This window comes from Flavobacterium turcicum (assembly GCF_011365745.1).
Classification (GTDB): domain Bacteria; phylum Bacteroidota; class Bacteroidia; order Flavobacteriales; family Flavobacteriaceae; genus Flavobacterium; species Flavobacterium turcicum.
The window spans coordinates 43,829-60,224 of record NZ_JAAOBY010000001.1; the positions used below are offsets into that span (position 1 = coordinate 43,829).

The window sequence follows — 16,396 nt, forward strand, 5'->3', positions numbered from 1 at the left end:
ATAATTTTTTAAAATATAAAATCAATTATTTTTTATAAAAATTGGAGTATTTTAATAGATATGCTAGAAATGAGTCAAAAACCATCAAAGCATCGCATTATCCTCAAAAAAAAACCACCTGCAAAACTGCAGATGGCCTTCCTAATTAACTAAATTTTATTTTTAAACTACAACGAAGCAGGGTACAAAATGCGGTACGTACCTACGTTTTTGTTTTTAAAGTTAGCTCCAAATTTTACATTTATAGCATCAGTAAATAAATTAGCAATAATTGCATATCCTCTTGGACTTGGATGTACTCCATCTAATGAAAACATTCCTCCAAAAATAAAAGCAGAAGTTGTATTAAAACCATTATACACAATACCACCACTAGCTAATTTATCTGTAACACCTTTCAATTCTACGAAAGCCAAACCTTTTGCAGTTGCAACTGATTGAATTGTTGCATTGTAAGCATCAGTAGCTACTTTTACTTCAGCAATTTCTTCTTTTGACAAAACCCAGTTATCAGCAAGAGGTACAGAAACTCCGTTAACAGCAGCAGCATTCCCTCCTACTAATGTACCAATAAAACTACTTGCTGGTAAAACAATCAAATCATCAGCTGTTGCATGTCTGAAAGAAGGAATACTGAAAGAAGTTCTGTCAGTTAAATAACTATCTACAATAACTACTGCATTGGCACCAGCTTTAAAATTGATTGTTCTTCTTGTAGCTTCAGCAGCAGTCAATAAATTAGCATTTACCATTGATTGTAAACCTGCATTGTAAGCTGCATATCCAGTATTTAACTGTGCAGCTGCAGTTGCTGTTAAATTTACTGGATTAAAAGGTACTGTTGTAAAATATGGCAAAGCCGTTACATAAGGCAAATTAGCCACAACACCTTTAGCTCCATTAGCAGTCATAGCATTTACAATTCCATTAAACGCACTTGCAAAAACATTTGGATCTGTAATATCATTACTAGCATAGGTAGCAGGATTCAAATTACCTGTTTGGTTTCTTCCTGAACCTCCAGAGGTTGCATAACCCAAAACATCATTACCACCAATCCACAAAGAAAAGAAGGTTGGCGCTTGAGCTACAGCATCAGCAACAACAGTTGTTGCAGCTGTTGAAGCAAATCGTGCAAAATACGGATTAGCAGCTCCAGTAGCTACACCAGCTACATTACCATAATTTGGAGCTACCAAATGATAACTCTTTGCACCTGGAACACCCATATTATTGAAAGGCCCAGTCAATTTAGTCGTTACTTCTGTTGTAGGCCTTCCAGGAACCGAAACTGGTGCCGCACCATTAAAAAACAATCTGGTTCCAAGAATCACATTACCATTTAACAAAAGCCCTCCTGTATTATCGTTCATAAAGGGAGTTTTGAACTCACCTCCTCCTGCTAAAGCAAACTGTTGTGCAATAATGTTTGCATAAGAACCTTCTTGCGCTGTTTTAAAAAGAGCATTATCACTAAAACCAGCCGCATAGGAATCACCTAGTGCTACATACTTAGTCACCACCGCAGAACCTGCTGTCAAAGGTTTTCCATCAGATGAGTTAGCATCTACCACTACTTCCTCTTCGTTATTACACGCTACAAATGCTAACGAAGCAAATAATAGCCATTTAAAGTTTTTTATCATTGTAATTTTATTTTATTATGAATGATTGCTTATGGGTTGATTGTCCAAGATGCAAAATACTGCTGACCAATTAAACCAGCTCCTAAAACCTGACCATATTCTTTACCACCAATATTTGAAGCTCCAAGTTTGAATGTTGATTTTAAAGATGGGAAATTGTAATTCAATTGCGCATCGATAACTGTTGCAGAAGCGATAACTCCATCAGCAAAAGAAGATTGCCATAAGTACTCACTATTCCATCTTCCGCTCACATTAAATCCGAAATTTTTAAATAATTTCTCATTCCCAATAGATGCCTTTACTCTATGTTTTGGAGTGTTGAAACCAGCTTCAAAACTTGGATCTTTTGATTGATCAAAACTGAATTCAGCATAGTTATAATTGGCTCCAATCTCAAATTCTTTGTATACTTTTCTAGACAATCCAATTCCGAAACCAATTGACTCGATTTCAATTGGAGTATTAGTGTATAACTGAAAAGTTCTTGTGTTACCACTTTGTAAAGCTTGTATCGCTTTTGGACCTTCAGGGTTAGTTAATCCACCACCATCTAGTGCTAAACCATACAATGGAGTAATCACATTTAAGTTTCCAATGAAGTTGTTGTATATATTGTAATACCCATTGATATCAATAGAGGTTTTGTTGATAAAAGAACGATATCCTAATTCAAAAGCTTTCACTTCTTCTGGTTTAACAAGACCAGCATTTGTTTTTTTAAGTAAAGCTGGATTTCCAGCAGCAGAAAATGCTAATACAGACGAAGCAAGATATGAATTCTCATAAGCTCTTCTTCCATCAATAGTAACTGTAGCGTTTCCATTATTGTTAGCCTGACCAACAGTACCATTAACTGGTAAAGTCTCTGTAAAACGAGTTAAGTTATCTGGAGCTGACCCAAGCAAGATAGCACTACCAACATTGAAACCAATGTATTGATCTTGAGTAGATGGATTTCTAAAACCTGTTTGGAATGAACCTCTGAAATTATGATTTTTGTTTTCCCCAGCAGAATAAACCAAAGACACTCTTGGAGAATAATTCCCATCAAAATTTTGTGCTTTATCATAACGAAGCGACCCAGTAAATTTCAATCGATCGTCAATAAATTTTTTCATCACTTGAGTATACATTCCGTACTCGTCATAACGAATTGGTCCGTTAGCATCTGTGTAAATACGACCAAAAGAATTCAATTCATATTGTCTAAAAGAACCTCCAACTTGAATCTCAGCTACTTTGATAATGTCTTTGAAATTGTAATTTACATCTGAGTGATAAATTTTAGAATTATCAACCAACTTTGAACCAGATAAAACACTTGCTTCGTTGGTAACTTGAGCAAAAGCATTTTTAAACTCTGGAGTTCCTGGTAAAAATCTTCCTGAATCAGCTGAAGCTCTTGCTCTTGCATGCGCTTGCTCTGGAGTAAAACCTCCTAAAGTTGACTGTACGTAAGCACCGGCATATTGACCAAACCATGTTGCATCACTTTTCCACTTTCTATTTACATTAATACCTGTAAATAACATATCATATGAATTACCACCATCCTCAGTAGTAGTATAACCTCTTAAGAAAAAGTTTTTACCCTTGAATTCAATTTTATGTTGTTGCATAAAAAAGTTATTCAAGTAATATCTGTTAGCTCCTTGATAAACAGTGTTACCAAAACCAAATTTACTTTGAACAATAACCTCTAGTCTTTCGTCACCAAAAGGACGTACATGTAACGATAAATCAATTTTTGTATTTGACACTTTATTATCTGTCAAATCAACTTCATTATAACCAGTTCTACTTACATTTCTGTTTGGTAATAAATTTACCGCAGATGCTGGAATTATGTTTTGAGCCGCAAGAGCTTGTCCAACATTTTTAATGTTAGTAGCAACTTCGTCACCGTAAACATTGATACCATCATAGTCAATTGAATTTCTATCAACTCCCATTCTAGTTTTATCATCATAATTTACTGCATGCCATTCCGTACCTTTCATGTAAGCAAAGTTTGCTTTACCTGCTACATATTTATTGAAAGCTTTTGCCATACGCACTCCATAATCTACGTAGTCATTTGTACCGGCTGCTTTTTGAGTAGTTTGACCAAATTTAGCATATGCTCTGATACCTTCGCTTGTAAATGGACTTTTACTAGTCATGAACAAAATTCCGTTAAATGCATTCGCACCATACAAAGCCGAAGAAGCTCCTGGTAATAATTCAACTGACTGAACATCAATTTCTGAAACTCCTATTAAGTTTCCTAACACGAAGTTTAATAACGGAGAAGAGTTATCCATACCGTCCACTAATTGCATAAAACGAGTATTGGCTACAGAAGCAAATCCACGAGTATTGATCGACTTGAATGACATACTAGAAGTATTCATTTGAACTTCTTTCATGTTTTCTAATCCGTCATAAAAAGATGGTGAAGCTGTTTTTTTAATTTCAGCAGTACCCATTCTTTCAATGGTTACTGGCGACTCAAGCACACGCTCTGGAGTTCTTGACGCAGATACCACGATTTCATCTAGTTTATTCTCTTCATCTAATAATTTGACAACAATTTTTTGAGTTGATGAAGCAACAGAAACCTTTTGAGATGCAAAACCAATACTTGTAATTTCAATTACAAACGGTGGTTTTTTATTTGATTTTAAAGTAAAAGCACCGTCAACATCTGTCGTTGTGCTGGCAGCATCTCCTAGAAGTTTGATATTGGCTCCAGGAATAGGCTGGTTGTTACTGTCTGTAACAACACCTGAAATTGAATTTTGAGCAAATGTTACGCTACAAAAAAACAATGTCAAAAAAAGTAAATACACTCTCATTGGGCTATAATTTGTTGGTTTATGACGCCAAAGTACAAATAATTTTGATATTAATAAAAAAGAAGCGAAAAAAATCGGGAATCAGCATTTATAATGGTCTAATCAGACTTAATTGCTATTTCTAAAAGAATTTTTAATGTTAAATTTTAAGTATAAAAAACATAATTTCATTATGCATGCATATAAAAAATACATTAATCTTAAAAATTTTATTAAATTTTAGATATTTGACAAAAGTGCAAAAAACGTAAAAATTTATACTAATTTTCACATTTACAAAGCAAAAAAAAAGCCCCGAAAGTTGAACTTTCAGGGCTATTATAAAAAAATATTTTCACTTATTCAACTGTAACTGATTTTGCTAAGTTACGAGGTTGATCAACATTACAACCACGCATTACCGCTATATGGTAAGACAATAACTGTAATGGAATTGTAGTAATTAGTGGCGAAAGCGCATCTGAGGTTTCTGGAATCTCAATTACGTAATCAGCCAACTCGCGAACTTGCGTATCTCCTTTAGTTACTACAGCAATAATTTTTCCGCTACGAGATTTAATTTCTTGAATATTACTAACAATTTTATCGTAATGTCCTTGCTTAGGAGCAATTACAACTACAGGCATATGCTCGTCAATTAATGCAATCGGACCATGCTTCATTTCGGCAGCAGGATAACCTTCAGCGTGAATGTATGATATCTCCTTTAGCTTTAACGCACCCTCTAAGGCAACTGGGAAATTATACCCACGACCTAAGTACAAGCAATTTGAAGCATCTTTAAATACAGCTGCGATTTCTTGTGCTACTTCATTGGTCTCTAAAGCTTCTTTAACTTTCTCTGGAATAATTTCTAATTCCTCAAGGTAAGCATGAAATACAGAATTTGACAAAGTTCCTTTTGCTTTAGCTAAACGCAAGGCAATCATCGTTAAAACTGTAATTTGCGTTGTAAACGCCTTTGTAGATGCTACTCCAATTTCTGGACCAGCGTGCGTATAGGCACCTGCATGACTTTCTCTGGAAATAGAAGAACCCACCACATTACAAACTCCAAAGACGAATGCACCATGTTCTTTAGCTAACTTAATAGCAGCCATAGTATCTGCAGTTTCCCCTGATTGTGAAATTGCTATAACAATATCTTTACTACTAATGATTGGATTTCTATATCTGAACTCAGAAGCATATTCTACTTCAACAGGAATTCTAGCAAATTCTTCAAAAATATATTCGGCAACCAAACCAGCATGCCAAGATGTTCCACACGCAACGATTAGAATACGATCAGCATTTAAAAATTTCTCTAAATTATCTTCAATTCCAGCCATTTGAATCAAACCTTCATTTGCATGAAGTCTACCACGATAAGTATCCTTAATTACACTAGGTTGTTCGTAAATTTCTTTCATCATGAAGTGATCGTAACCTCCTTTTTCAATTTGCTCCAAATTCATCTGTAGCTCTTGAATAGTTGGGTTTACCAAAGAGTCATCTTTAATTTTACGAACCTTCATTGGTTTATGCAACCTAATGTTAGCCATTTCTCCGTCTTCTAAGTAAATAGCATTAGATGTATACTCGATGAATGGCGATGCATCAGATGCAATGAAAAACTCACCTTCACCTACACCAATAGCTAAAGGACTACCTAAACGTGCCGCAACTATTTCATTTGGATTTTTTTTATCAAATACAGCTATAGCATAAGCGCCAACAACTTGATTTAATGCTACTTGAACTGCTTTTCCTAGTTTCAATTTATCTTTTTTCTGTACTTCTTCAATCAAATTCACCAACACTTCAGTATCAGTATCTGAATGAAATACATATCCTCTTTTTAAAAGCTCTGCCTTTAGAGGCGCATAATTCTCAATGATACCGTTGTGAACAATAGCTAAATCTCCAGAATTTGATAAATGAGGATGTGAGTTTACATCATTTGGCACTCCGTGAGTAGCCCAGCGTGTATGACCCACTCCAATAGAACCTGAAATTGCCATATCTACTGATGCCTTAGCCTCGAGATCAGCGACCTTGCCTTTAGTCTTAGTAACTTGTATAGACGCTCCATCATACAGCATTACGCCTGCACTATCATAACCTCTATATTCAAGTCTTTTCAGTCCCTTAATTACAATAGGATACGCTTCTCTGTATCCAATATATCCAACGATTCCACACATAATTTACACTAATTAGGTTTTGTAAAATAAATTTCAAGCTTTAGCCTTTTATCAGCTGGCACGGTCGATTTTCCACCAAAAATAATGGTTCCAAGCGGATTCATAACGGACGCCTTAGGCACTTGTTTAATAAAACTGTTCGCATTTCTTACGGAATAAGAATTTGAAACAGCAATTGATTCGGTCACAACCACACCTAATTTTACATTAGTGGAGTCTTTATTATTAATCAAGTTACGAATTTGATTTGTAATTCGCACTTTGTACGTTGTTCCTCTTTTTGATGTAGCATCTTTACGAATTAATCCATCAAGAATAGATTTCGATTTTTTAGGATCAGCAGCATTGGTCGAAGGGTCTAAAGTAAAATCAACTATCGGGCGATTGTTTGTGAAATCGTAAACATAAATACGCTGCGGCTCTTTACTTGAAGCCATACTTGCAGCATCAATGTGAAATACAAGGTTTGCCTCATTAACCAACAACTTTTTACCATCTGCAGGATTTCTTAAATCATCCAATTCATCTGATATTCCGTTTGGCCCACCCAAGACACCATTTGCATCGTATCCTTTCAAGTCTGTTTTATTGAACAATTCTAAGATTGAAACAGCACCTTCTCCACCTCTCAAAAATAATTTATCATCACCTTCTGTCGTATTCCCAGTATTAGGAAGCGCATTGTATGCTGCACCTGAAGATGAAAAATCATTAGTTAATAAACTAACAGAATTACCTCTAAGATTTAACTCAATAGTTTTCTTAACCCTTGGGATTTTTGTAGTTCCTGCAGCTGGGGTACCATCTTCATTATATTTAATGGTTATTTTACCTTTTGTAAAATCCAACATCGCCATGTTCCCTGCACTTCCCGGAATCTTTTCAATTTTAAAATACAAGCCTCTAAAATAGTTTTTGAACACTTCATTTGAAGCCAATTTACCAGAGTTTATGGCATCAATAATCTTTGTCTTAAAAAAACTTCTATTAAGAGTTAACTGCATAGAAGGCGGCGAATAGGTCGTAGTTTTTGCATTAGTAACCGTATCTGTTGTAACCACAGAGAGCTCTTTTGAATCAAAGAAAAACTCTTCGTTTTGCGATTTATCAGCACTATTATCGTTTAGAAGCGTAGGCAGTTTTAAACCGTCAAAATCAGCATTTTGATTGCTGTAATATTTTTGTGGAGATTTGAATCCTGTAGCTGGATCTAAGTCTCTCATAAAAAAACCTGATTCATAAACACTTAACTTCATCTTGGCTTTTTCAGGACCATAAATAGAATCTAAAACATAGGTTCTCGTGCCATCAGTATTTAATTTTGTTTGTGTATTATCTACATAGTAAGGAATTGTCAAAACAACACTTTCTACAAATGGATTCGCACCTACAGAAGTAATTACAGACTCTAATGTAAGTTGCGTATTAAAGTTTGCACTAGTTTGACCAAAATTAGAATCACTGTAAATACCCAAAGGGTTTACCTCTAAATTATTAGATTGCACAGCATTCGTTTTTTGGGTATATCCCAAAACGCTATAGGACTGTTTACTAAGGTCAAAATTATTTTCACCTATCAAGTCACCACCAATTTCATTAAATTCTTTATCACAAGAAGTTAAAAAAATAACACTAAACAAGAGGAAAATGTTCTTAAAAAAAGAATTGTTAATCATAGGATCAAAAAAGTTTAATTTTATAGCACTTCATTTTTATAGAAGTTTGTATACGCTTCTGCAAAAGCACCTTTCGCGGTGAAAGGTAAAAAAGGTTTTCCTGAAGACTCTATAAATTTTGTTAAACTTGATGAGAGGTTATCAGCAGCAATAATCACAGCATCCGAATGCAGTACGGTTGCCTTCATAATATTTTCGAAATTAGGCACTTCTAAGTCTGCAATAGCCTCATCAGGAACACCGTCGAATTTTACTTTGTTTATCATTTCTGCATCTAGTGTACCATCAAAAGATTGACTGTAAACGGATGTAACGATTTTGGTATCCGAAAATAAAGCTTCGTTTTTATAGAAGTGTTTCATGTAAACCGGTAGCATAGCAGCCATCCAGCCGTGTACGTGAATAATATCTGGAACCCAATTTAGTTTTTTTACTGTCTCTACAACACCTTTTGCAAAAAAGATAGCGCGTTCGTCATTATCAGGATACATGACACCTTCTTCATCAGCAAATGTGGCTTTCCTTTTAAAATATTCATCGTTATCAATAAAATAAACCTGAATACGCTCTTTTGGTATCGAAGCTACCTTAATAATCAAAGGCATATCGAGATCATTCACTACCAAATTCATCCCCGAAAGTCTAATTACTTCGTGTAATTGATGTCTTCTCTCGTTAATATTTCCATACCTTGGCATAAAAATTCTTATCTGTCCACCTTGATCATTGATCATTTTAGGCACGTCATAAGACATTAAAGAGACCTCGTTTTCAGCGAGATACGGCACCACTTCAGATGATACATATAATATCCTCTTATCTTTCATATTGTAATTTACTTTGTTTATTGGCAATAAAAACCACGCAAAATTACAAAATTTTATGCAGTTATTAACTAAAATAGTAAGTTTGCATTTAATTTTAATAATACAGCCATGCCTATTTTCTACGGAAAAGCATCTTTGATGGACTATTTGAAATCGATACAAACACTCCATTCAACGATTGGGTTTGTCCCAACAATGGGCGCTTTACACGAGGGTCACCTGGCTTTAATGCAAAGATCACTAGAAGAAAATACTACAACTGTGGTCAGTATTTTTGTGAATCCTACACAGTTTAATAACCCTGAGGACTTAGCAAAATACCCACGTACACTCGATCAAGATGTAGCTAAACTTAATGCGCTAGATCCTACTATTGTGTTGTATGCACCTGCTGTTGAAGATTTATACGAGGGCATTCCTTCATCAGAACATTTTGATTTTGACGGACTGGAAAATCAGATGGAAGGACGTTTTAGACCCGGGCATTTTAACGGAGTAGGTACAATCGTAAAACGCTTATTTGAAATTGTTACCCCACAAAATGCTTATTTTGGCGAAAAAGATTTTCAGCAACTTCAAATTGTTAAAAAAATGGTAGCCAAAAATAACTTACCGGTTAATGTTATTGGTTGCCCCATTTATAGAGAATCGAATGAATTGGCCATGAGTTCAAGAAACGAGCGCTTATCTACAGAAGAACGTGCTGAAGCCGCCTTGATTTACCAAGCATTACTTGGTGCTCGGTCCCAATTTGCGACAAAAAGCACTGCAGATATTGGCAAATGGGTTACCAAATATTTTGATAAGAACCCTCGATTTACTCTCGAATATTTTACAATTGCTGACGAAGCCACTTTAGTTTCTTGCGTTAGAAAAAATAAAAACAAAAAATACCGCGCGTTCATAGCTGTTTTAGTTAACAATATTCGCTTAATTGACACCATTTCATTAAATTAAATTACTTTTGTAGCATGCAAATTCAAGTTTTAAAATCGAAAATCCACCGTGTAAAAGTTACAGGGGCTGATTTAAATTATATCGGATCTATTACAATTGACGAGGCACTTTTAGAAGCCTCTAATATTATTGAAGGCGAAAAAGTTTCTATTGTTAACATCAATAATGGAGAACGCTTTGAAACTTATGCCATCAAAGGCGAGAAAAACTCTGGCACTATTACTTTAAACGGGCCTGCTGCCAGAAAAGTTCAAAAGGATGACATTATCATTATCATTTCTTACGCAGGAATGGATTTTGAAGAGGCAAAAACTTTCAAACCATGGGTTATTTTCCCGAATGAGAATGACAATTCATTGACTTAATAAATCAAGCACAAAACGCAATCACAAGTTAGGATTGCACTTTCTAATATCACCATTAAAACGTATTCCGAAATTGTATAGGAATTCGTTTTAATGGTTTTTTTAATCCATTATATTTCGAAAACATAACAATTGAATACGTTTTAACCAATCACTTTTTGCAACTCGTAAACCAATATTTGTGCTATCTTAGTACCTTTCATTTGCTACAGCGTAACAAAAAAAGAACCCCTTATGAAACAAACCCTACTTTTATTTCTTTTTTCATTGAGTGTAATGGCACAAAAAACAAGCTTTGAGTTTGAGTCTAAGCAATTAGGTAGTACCAGAACACTTTCTATTGGGATTCCGGCATCACTAGAAAAAAACCCAAATAAAAAATATCCTTTACTCATACTATTAGATGGAGATTATTTGTTTGATCCTTTTTACGGATCACTTAGCTATGGTGCGTATTGGGACGATATACCAGAATGCATCGTTGTTGGAATCAATCAAAATACTGATGAAGAGCGCTACGCTGACTGTGAATTTGACGCTGAAACAGGACTTCCGAATAGTCAAAGTGCCAAATTTTATAATTTTATCGCAACGGAATTAGTTCCATTTTTAGAAAAAAAATACTCTATTGCACCCTTTCGAATCCTAGCAGGACATGATCTTACGGCAGGTTTCATCAATTATTATTTGTACCAAGACCAATCTATGTTTGATGGATATGTGGCACTAGGAACCGAATTTGCCCCAGAGATGGAAACCAAAATAGCAACCGCCTTGAGTAAGGTTAAAAAACCTTTGTTTTATTACCATTCGAATGGTGAAGGCGATACTAAAAAAATTCAAACACCAATAAAAGAACTCGACTCACAACTCAAACAAATCAGTAATCCAAACCTGCATTACAAGTTTGATAATTTTAGTGGCGCTTCTCATTACTCGTTAGTACTCTACTCCATTCCAAGTGCATTATATCATTTTTTTGACACCTACAAACCAATCTCATCAACTGAATACAGCGAAAAAATTGCTGTACTTACATCAGGTTACGCAGACTATCTCCAAAACAAATACGACGTACTACAAAAAACACTCGGTATAAAAACTCCCGTCCGATTGAATGATTTTAAGGCAATAGAAGCCGCAATTTTAAAAAACAAAGCGTATCCTGAACTTGAACAATTGGCACAAATGTCAAATAGAGATTATCCTAAATCAATGCTCGCAGAGTATCAATTGGGTTTGATGTATGAAAAAACAGGAGACACAAAAAGAGCGGCCAAAAAATATCAAAACGCTTCCCAATTAGATGAAATTGGAGATCTCACCAAAGACATGATGATCGAAAAATATGAAGATATGGTTAGCCAAACACCAAAAAAATAATGTCAAAAGTTAAAACTACCTTTTTTTGCCAAAACTGTGGCGCACAATATACCAAATGGCAAGGGCAATGCAATTCCTGCAAAGAATGGAACACGATTGCCGAAGAAATTATCCAAAAACAAGAAAAAGTAGCTTGGAAAAGCGAGCCCACTCCAACTAGCAAAGCACCAAGACCACTGCGAATTGACCAGATTGATTCAGCGCAAGAGATTCGTATGGACACTACTGATGGCGAATTGAACCGGGTTTTAGGTGGAGGAATTGTACCTGGTTCTTTAATTCTTTTAGGAGGTGAACCAGGAATTGGAAAAAGTACGCTTTTACTACAAATTTCCCTAAAATTACCTTACAAAACGCTATACGTTTCAGGAGAAGAAAGTCAGAAACAAATAAAAATGCGTGCTGAACGAATTACTCCAAGCGGAGATAATTGCTACATTCTTACTGAAACCAAAACGCAAAACATATTCAAACAAATTGAAGCCATTGAGCCTGAAATTGTAATCATCGATTCAATTCAAACTTTACATACGGATTATATTGAATCAACTCCCGGGAGTATTTCTCAAATTCGAGAAACGACCGCCGAATTGATCAAATTTGCCAAAGAAACCAACATTCCAGTGATTCTCATCGGACATATTACCAAAGACGGAAACATTGCAGGTCCTAAAATCCTGGAGCACATGGTAGATACGGTTTTGCAGTTTGAAGGCGACCGCAATCACGTTTATCGAATTTTACGCTCTCTAAAAAACCGATTTGGCTCTACAGCCGAAATAGGGATTTATGAAATGCTTGGCAGCGGATTACGGGAAGTAGCCAACCCATCAGAAATATTAATTTCGCACAAAAACGAGGAGTTATCAGGAACTGCAATTGCCTCGACTCTAGAAGGCATGCGGCCTTTGATGATAGAAATACAAGCACTCGTAAGCACTGCAGTTTACGGAACACCACAACGAAGCACCACGGGTTACAATGCTAAACGACTCAACATGATTTTAGCAGTACTCGAAAAAAGAGCTGGTTTTAGGCTTGGCGCCAAAGATGTTTTCTTGAACATCACTGGAGGGATTTCGGTAGACGATCCCGCTATCGACTTGGCTGTAGTTGCTGCGATTCTATCTTCCAATGAAGATATTGCAGTCAATAAAGATTTTTGTTTTGCTGGCGAAGTAGGACTTTCGGGCGAAATACGCCCTGTGAATAGAGTAGATCAGCGAATTCAAGAAGCTGAAAAATTAGGATTTTCGACCATTTTTGTATCCAAATACAATAAAATCACTTTGAAAAACACAGGTATACAAATTAGAATGGTCGCCAAAATAGAAGATGTAGCGAGTGAGCTATTTGGATAACTATATTTATTGTAGAAAATTTTAAATCATAAGATGGAAATTCAATATTTACCTGAGCAGATAGAAACCAACAGCGATAGTGAACTACAACTGTATGAGTATTTTATTTCAAAAAGTGTCAACAAAAACAAGGTGCAACTATCTAAAAATGTTTTTAGTTTTCTGCTCAATGGCACCAAAGAACTAATCACTCAAAACCACACAACGCGAATCGAAAACGATAAATTTGTCATTATCAAAGCGGGCAATTGCTTAATGAGCGAAAGCATTTCTTTAAGTCAAAATTACCGCAGTATGTTGCTATTTTTTTCGGATAAAGCCGTTGAAGACTTTCTAAAAAAATACGATTACAAGAACAATCACAAACAAAATAACGATCCTTTTATTATCACAGAATACGATCGCGTAATTCAAAATATTGTTAAAAGCTTGGTTCATCTTCAAACGCAACCTGTTGATTTTATCAACAAAATGCTACCGTTAAAATTTGAGGAAATCCTTCTGTATCTTGTGCAAATGAAGGGAATCGATTTTTTATTGAATTTTGTTCATCATCAAAACCCTTCGGCAAAATCATTTGTAGATACGATGCACAAAAATGCTTTGAACAATTTAAGCATACAAGAACTTTCGTTTTTGTGTAACATGAGCGTTTCTACTTTTAAACGCAACTTTGATAAAGAATTTCAAACAAGTCCGATTCGATGGTTTCAAGAAAAGAGACTTGAACATGCTGCTTACTTGTTGCAAACCAAAAAAATGCGCGCCTCTGATGTTTACGAAGAAATAGGTTTTGAAAATTTATCGAGTTTTGTTCAAGCGTACAAAAATAAATTTGGAACAACTCCTAAACAATCACAAATTAATATTTGAACTTTTAGCAACATTTTTTGAACTTTTTAGTTTTAGAGTTTCCTGCCATATTACTGACTTTTGTAATGTAATTTTTAAAACATTCATCATGCAGAAATCAATTTTATTTTTATCAGCTGTATTACTTTTTACAGGTACTCTTTTTGCTCAAAAAACGTTTACTTTAAGCAGTAAAGATATGGGCGGATCCTTTACCATTCAAAATGAGTTTAATGGATTTGGCTGTAACGGAAACAATGCATCACCACAATTAAGCTGGACTAATGCTCCAGAAGGAACCAAAAGTTTTGCTATTACGTGCTACGATCCAGATGCGCCTACAGGAGCAGGTTGGTGGCATTGGGTAGCGTTTAACATTCCATCAAATAGTAATGAAATTGTTTCAAAAGCAGGAAATCCAGCCTTAAATTTAATGCCCGCAGGAACAATTCAAAGTACTACAAGCTTTGGCGCAACTGGTTTTGGAGGTCCATGTCCGCCCGTAGGCCACGGCATTCACACATACATTTTTACAGTTTACGCGTTAAAAACAGATAATTTAGGACTAGATGCAACTGCTAATCCAGAATTAGTTGGTTACAATCTATGGGCCAACACAATTGCAAAAGCAACTATTGTAGCACACTATAAAAGATAAAACTATGGGAACATTACGTAAAGCGACCGCCACTTGGAACGGTACCGGATTAGAGGGAAAAGGAACTCTAAACTCTAAAAATCAATTTTTTAACAACACTCCTTACAGCTTTAGTTCTCGTTTTGAAAATGCAGATGGCACACAAGGCACCAATCCGGAGGAGCTATTAGCAGCAGCTCACGCAGGATGTTTTGCAATGGCATTGAGTTTTGCTGTCACTCAAGCTGGTTTTACTCCAGAAGTTTTGCACGTTGAGGCCAAAGTAGCACTTGACGCTGTTGGCGATGGATTTGAAATATCAGTAATCAAACTTCATTTAACTGGTGAAGTTAGCGGAATGACCGAAGCACAATTTAACGAATTAGCCGAAGCAGTAAAACTTGGATGCCCAATCAGCAAAGCCTTAAGTGCAACTCCAATTGAATTAATTACACAATTTACAACCAAATAAGTTTAAAAAAATGAACATTACATTACAACAAGCAGAAGCAGTAATCGCTGCAGCAAAAATCAAATCAGAAGAAATTGGAACTAAAATGGACATTTGCGTAGTAGACGCAGGAGCTAATTTAGTAGCATTCGCAAGAATGGATGGCGCATGGATTGGCTCTATTGACATTTCATTCAAAAAAGCAAAAACATCAGCATGGTTCACGATGGACACTGCAACTTTAACTCCGTTGGTAAAACCTGATGCTCCGTTGTACAACATAGAGCACAGTAATGGCGGATTGATTACTTTTCCTGGAGGTGTTGTTATCAAAAACAATGCTGGTGAAGTAATTGGAGCTATTGGAGTAAGCGGAAGCACCGTAGAAGACGATCATACTGTAGCAGAATTTGCAGCCAAAGCGATCCTGTAACTTACAAAATCTAATTTTTAAAAGCCTAACAAACATTTGCTTTGTTAGGCTTTTTTGTTTGAAGTCTGCAAGCTAGAAGAGTTCACTCGATTATGAATAAGACTGAATAAAGTATATATTTACCATGCTTTTGCTCATCAAGAAACTGAAATAAACTGCACTAACTTACTACAATGAAAACCTACCAAGACCAACTACAAATTGTACACTCCTTTCATGAAATGGGCGAAACGATTGCTGCAGCGCAGTTCTTGATTGAAGAATACGGATTGACACACCCTAATTTCAAGGGTTTTGAACTCAGAGAAAAAGCAAAACCCGATTTTATTTTAATGACTACCGAAGGACCACTTGCTGGACCTCAAATTATTCGGATTCCTGAAAATACTTTCGAATTTCATTTGCCCTTAATGCTCAACTTGTTGCTGCACGAAATGATTCACGTGAGTCAAAAAACACCTCAAAATTCTGTTGCTGACAAAAACGAGAGAGAATGGCAAGCGTACTATGAAATGATTTTTCATCATCAATTCCCACATATTCCAATATTGACCGATACACACAAACGCTTTTTTGCTAACAAAGCGCTAGAATATTACACTCGTATGTGCGAAGGTTCCTTACTTCAAGAAAAATATGCCATTCAAAAACGAGAAATAGACCAACTATTACTTGATTTAAAATAAATCATTTAACTAAGGATCGTATTGTAAACCAAAATCATAAAACCACAACAGCTACTAATTGCTAAGAATTTATTAAACTTTAAAACACCTGAGGAC

Annotated in this window: 14 protein-coding genes; 9 read left to right on the forward strand and 5 right to left on the reverse strand. The window is 35.6% G+C overall.

Annotated features, from left to right (window positions below; genetic code table 11):
- Positions 1-167: 167 nt before the first annotated feature.
- The 5 genes from G9Q29_RS00155 to G9Q29_RS00175 all read right to left on the reverse strand — a co-directional run bounded on the left by G9Q29_RS00155 (position 168) and on the right by G9Q29_RS00175 (position 9,175).
- Positions 168-1,646, reverse strand: a complete 1,479-nt coding sequence (locus G9Q29_RS00155) for an SGNH/GDSL hydrolase family protein (protein ID WP_166132491.1) — start codon at positions 1,644-1,646, stop codon at positions 168-170.
- A 29-nt stretch (positions 1,647-1,675) separates the two neighbouring features.
- Positions 1,676-4,486, reverse strand: coding sequence for a TonB-dependent receptor domain-containing protein (locus tag G9Q29_RS00160; protein WP_166132492.1), 2,811 nt, complete (start codon positions 4,484-4,486; stop codon positions 1,676-1,678).
- Positions 4,487-4,824: 338 nt separating this feature from the next.
- Complete coding sequence (gene glmS, locus G9Q29_RS00165; RefSeq protein WP_166132493.1) at positions 4,825-6,672, reverse strand: glutamine--fructose-6-phosphate transaminase (isomerizing); 1,848 nt, start codon at positions 6,670-6,672, stop codon at positions 4,825-4,827.
- 8 nt (positions 6,673-6,680) lie between these two features.
- The gene (locus tag G9Q29_RS00170; protein ID WP_166132494.1) at positions 6,681-8,348 is read right to left on the reverse strand and encodes a DUF4270 domain-containing protein; all 1,668 of its coding nucleotides are present in this window, start codon (positions 8,346-8,348) and stop codon (positions 6,681-6,683) included.
- 20 nt (positions 8,349-8,368) lie between these two features.
- Positions 8,369-9,175: a glycogen/starch synthase gene (locus G9Q29_RS00175; RefSeq protein WP_166132495.1), complete on the reverse strand. Its 807-nt coding sequence runs from the start codon at positions 9,173-9,175 to the stop codon at positions 8,369-8,371.
- 108 nt (positions 9,176-9,283) lie between these two features.
- Here G9Q29_RS00175 and panC point away from each other — a divergent pair, with 108 nt between their 5' ends.
- The 9 genes from panC to G9Q29_RS00220 all read left to right on the forward strand — a co-directional run bounded on the left by panC (position 9,284) and on the right by G9Q29_RS00220 (position 16,300).
- A complete protein-coding gene (gene panC / locus G9Q29_RS00180; RefSeq protein WP_166132496.1) occupies positions 9,284-10,132 on the forward strand; it encodes a pantoate--beta-alanine ligase in 849 nt (282 codons plus the stop codon).
- Between the two features lie 14 nt (positions 10,133-10,146).
- Positions 10,147-10,497: an aspartate 1-decarboxylase gene (gene panD, locus G9Q29_RS00185; protein ID WP_166132497.1), complete on the forward strand. Its 351-nt coding sequence runs from the start codon at positions 10,147-10,149 to the stop codon at positions 10,495-10,497.
- Positions 10,498-10,731: 234 nt separating this feature from the next.
- Positions 10,732-11,880, forward strand: a complete 1,149-nt coding sequence (locus G9Q29_RS00190) for an alpha/beta hydrolase (protein ID WP_166132498.1) — start codon at positions 10,732-10,734, stop codon at positions 11,878-11,880.
- Positions 11,880-13,241: a DNA repair protein RadA gene (gene radA, locus G9Q29_RS00195; protein ID WP_166132499.1), complete on the forward strand. Its 1,362-nt coding sequence runs from the start codon at positions 11,880-11,882 to the stop codon at positions 13,239-13,241. The genes G9Q29_RS00190 and radA overlap by 1 nt, the downstream gene beginning before the upstream one ends.
- A 33-nt stretch (positions 13,242-13,274) precedes the next feature.
- The gene (locus G9Q29_RS00200; RefSeq protein ID WP_166132500.1) at positions 13,275-14,114 is read left to right on the forward strand and encodes a helix-turn-helix domain-containing protein; all 840 of its coding nucleotides are present in this window, start codon (positions 13,275-13,277) and stop codon (positions 14,112-14,114) included.
- An 88-nt stretch (positions 14,115-14,202) separates the two neighbouring features.
- A complete protein-coding gene (locus G9Q29_RS00205) occupies positions 14,203-14,751 on the forward strand; it encodes a YbhB/YbcL family Raf kinase inhibitor-like protein (protein WP_166132501.1) in 549 nt (182 codons plus the stop codon).
- Positions 14,752-14,755: 4 nt separating this feature from the next.
- Complete coding sequence (locus G9Q29_RS00210; protein ID WP_166132502.1) at positions 14,756-15,202, forward strand: OsmC family protein; 447 nt, start codon at positions 14,756-14,758, stop codon at positions 15,200-15,202.
- Between the two features lie 10 nt (positions 15,203-15,212).
- Complete coding sequence (locus G9Q29_RS00215) at positions 15,213-15,614, forward strand: GlcG/HbpS family heme-binding protein (protein WP_166132503.1); 402 nt, start codon at positions 15,213-15,215, stop codon at positions 15,612-15,614.
- A 173-nt stretch (positions 15,615-15,787) separates the two neighbouring features.
- Complete coding sequence (locus G9Q29_RS00220) at positions 15,788-16,300, forward strand: hypothetical protein (RefSeq protein WP_166132504.1); 513 nt, start codon at positions 15,788-15,790, stop codon at positions 16,298-16,300.
- Positions 16,301-16,396 lie beyond the last annotated feature (96 nt).

Bases quoted from the DNA above. Each gene is read 5' to 3' on its own strand.
- G9Q29_RS00190 (WP_166132498.1), top strand. From the start codon at position 10,732: ATGAAACAAACCCTACTTTTATTTCTTTTTTCATTGAGTGTAATGGCA.
- G9Q29_RS00200 (WP_166132500.1), top strand. From the start codon at position 13,275: ATGGAAATTCAATATTTACCTGAGCAGATAGAAACCAACAGCGATAGT.
- G9Q29_RS00215 (WP_166132503.1), top strand. From the start codon at position 15,213: ATGAACATTACATTACAACAAGCAGAAGCAGTAATCGCTGCAGCAAAA.
- glmS (WP_166132493.1), bottom strand. From the start codon at position 6,672: ATGTGTGGAATCGTTGGATATATTGGATACAGAGAAGCGTATCCTATT.
- G9Q29_RS00160 (WP_166132492.1), bottom strand. From the start codon at position 4,486: ATGAGAGTGTATTTACTTTTTTTGACATTGTTTTTTTGTAGCGTAACA.
- G9Q29_RS00170 (WP_166132494.1), bottom strand. From the start codon at position 8,348: ATGATTAACAATTCTTTTTTTAAGAACATTTTCCTCTTGTTTAGTGTT.
- G9Q29_RS00220 (WP_166132504.1), top strand. From the start codon at position 15,788: ATGAAAACCTACCAAGACCAACTACAAATTGTACACTCCTTTCATGAA.
- G9Q29_RS00175 (WP_166132495.1), bottom strand. From the start codon at position 9,175: ATGAAAGATAAGAGGATATTATATGTATCATCTGAAGTGGTGCCGTAT.
- radA (WP_166132499.1), top strand. From the start codon at position 11,880: ATGTCAAAAGTTAAAACTACCTTTTTTTGCCAAAACTGTGGCGCACAA.
- panC (WP_166132496.1), top strand. From the start codon at position 9,284: ATGCCTATTTTCTACGGAAAAGCATCTTTGATGGACTATTTGAAATCG.
- panD (WP_166132497.1), top strand. From the start codon at position 10,147: ATGCAAATTCAAGTTTTAAAATCGAAAATCCACCGTGTAAAAGTTACA.
- G9Q29_RS00210 (WP_166132502.1), top strand. From the start codon at position 14,756: ATGGGAACATTACGTAAAGCGACCGCCACTTGGAACGGTACCGGATTA.
- G9Q29_RS00155 (WP_166132491.1), bottom strand. From the start codon at position 1,646: ATGATAAAAAACTTTAAATGGCTATTATTTGCTTCGTTAGCATTTGTA.
- G9Q29_RS00205 (WP_166132501.1), top strand. From the start codon at position 14,203: ATGCAGAAATCAATTTTATTTTTATCAGCTGTATTACTTTTTACAGGT.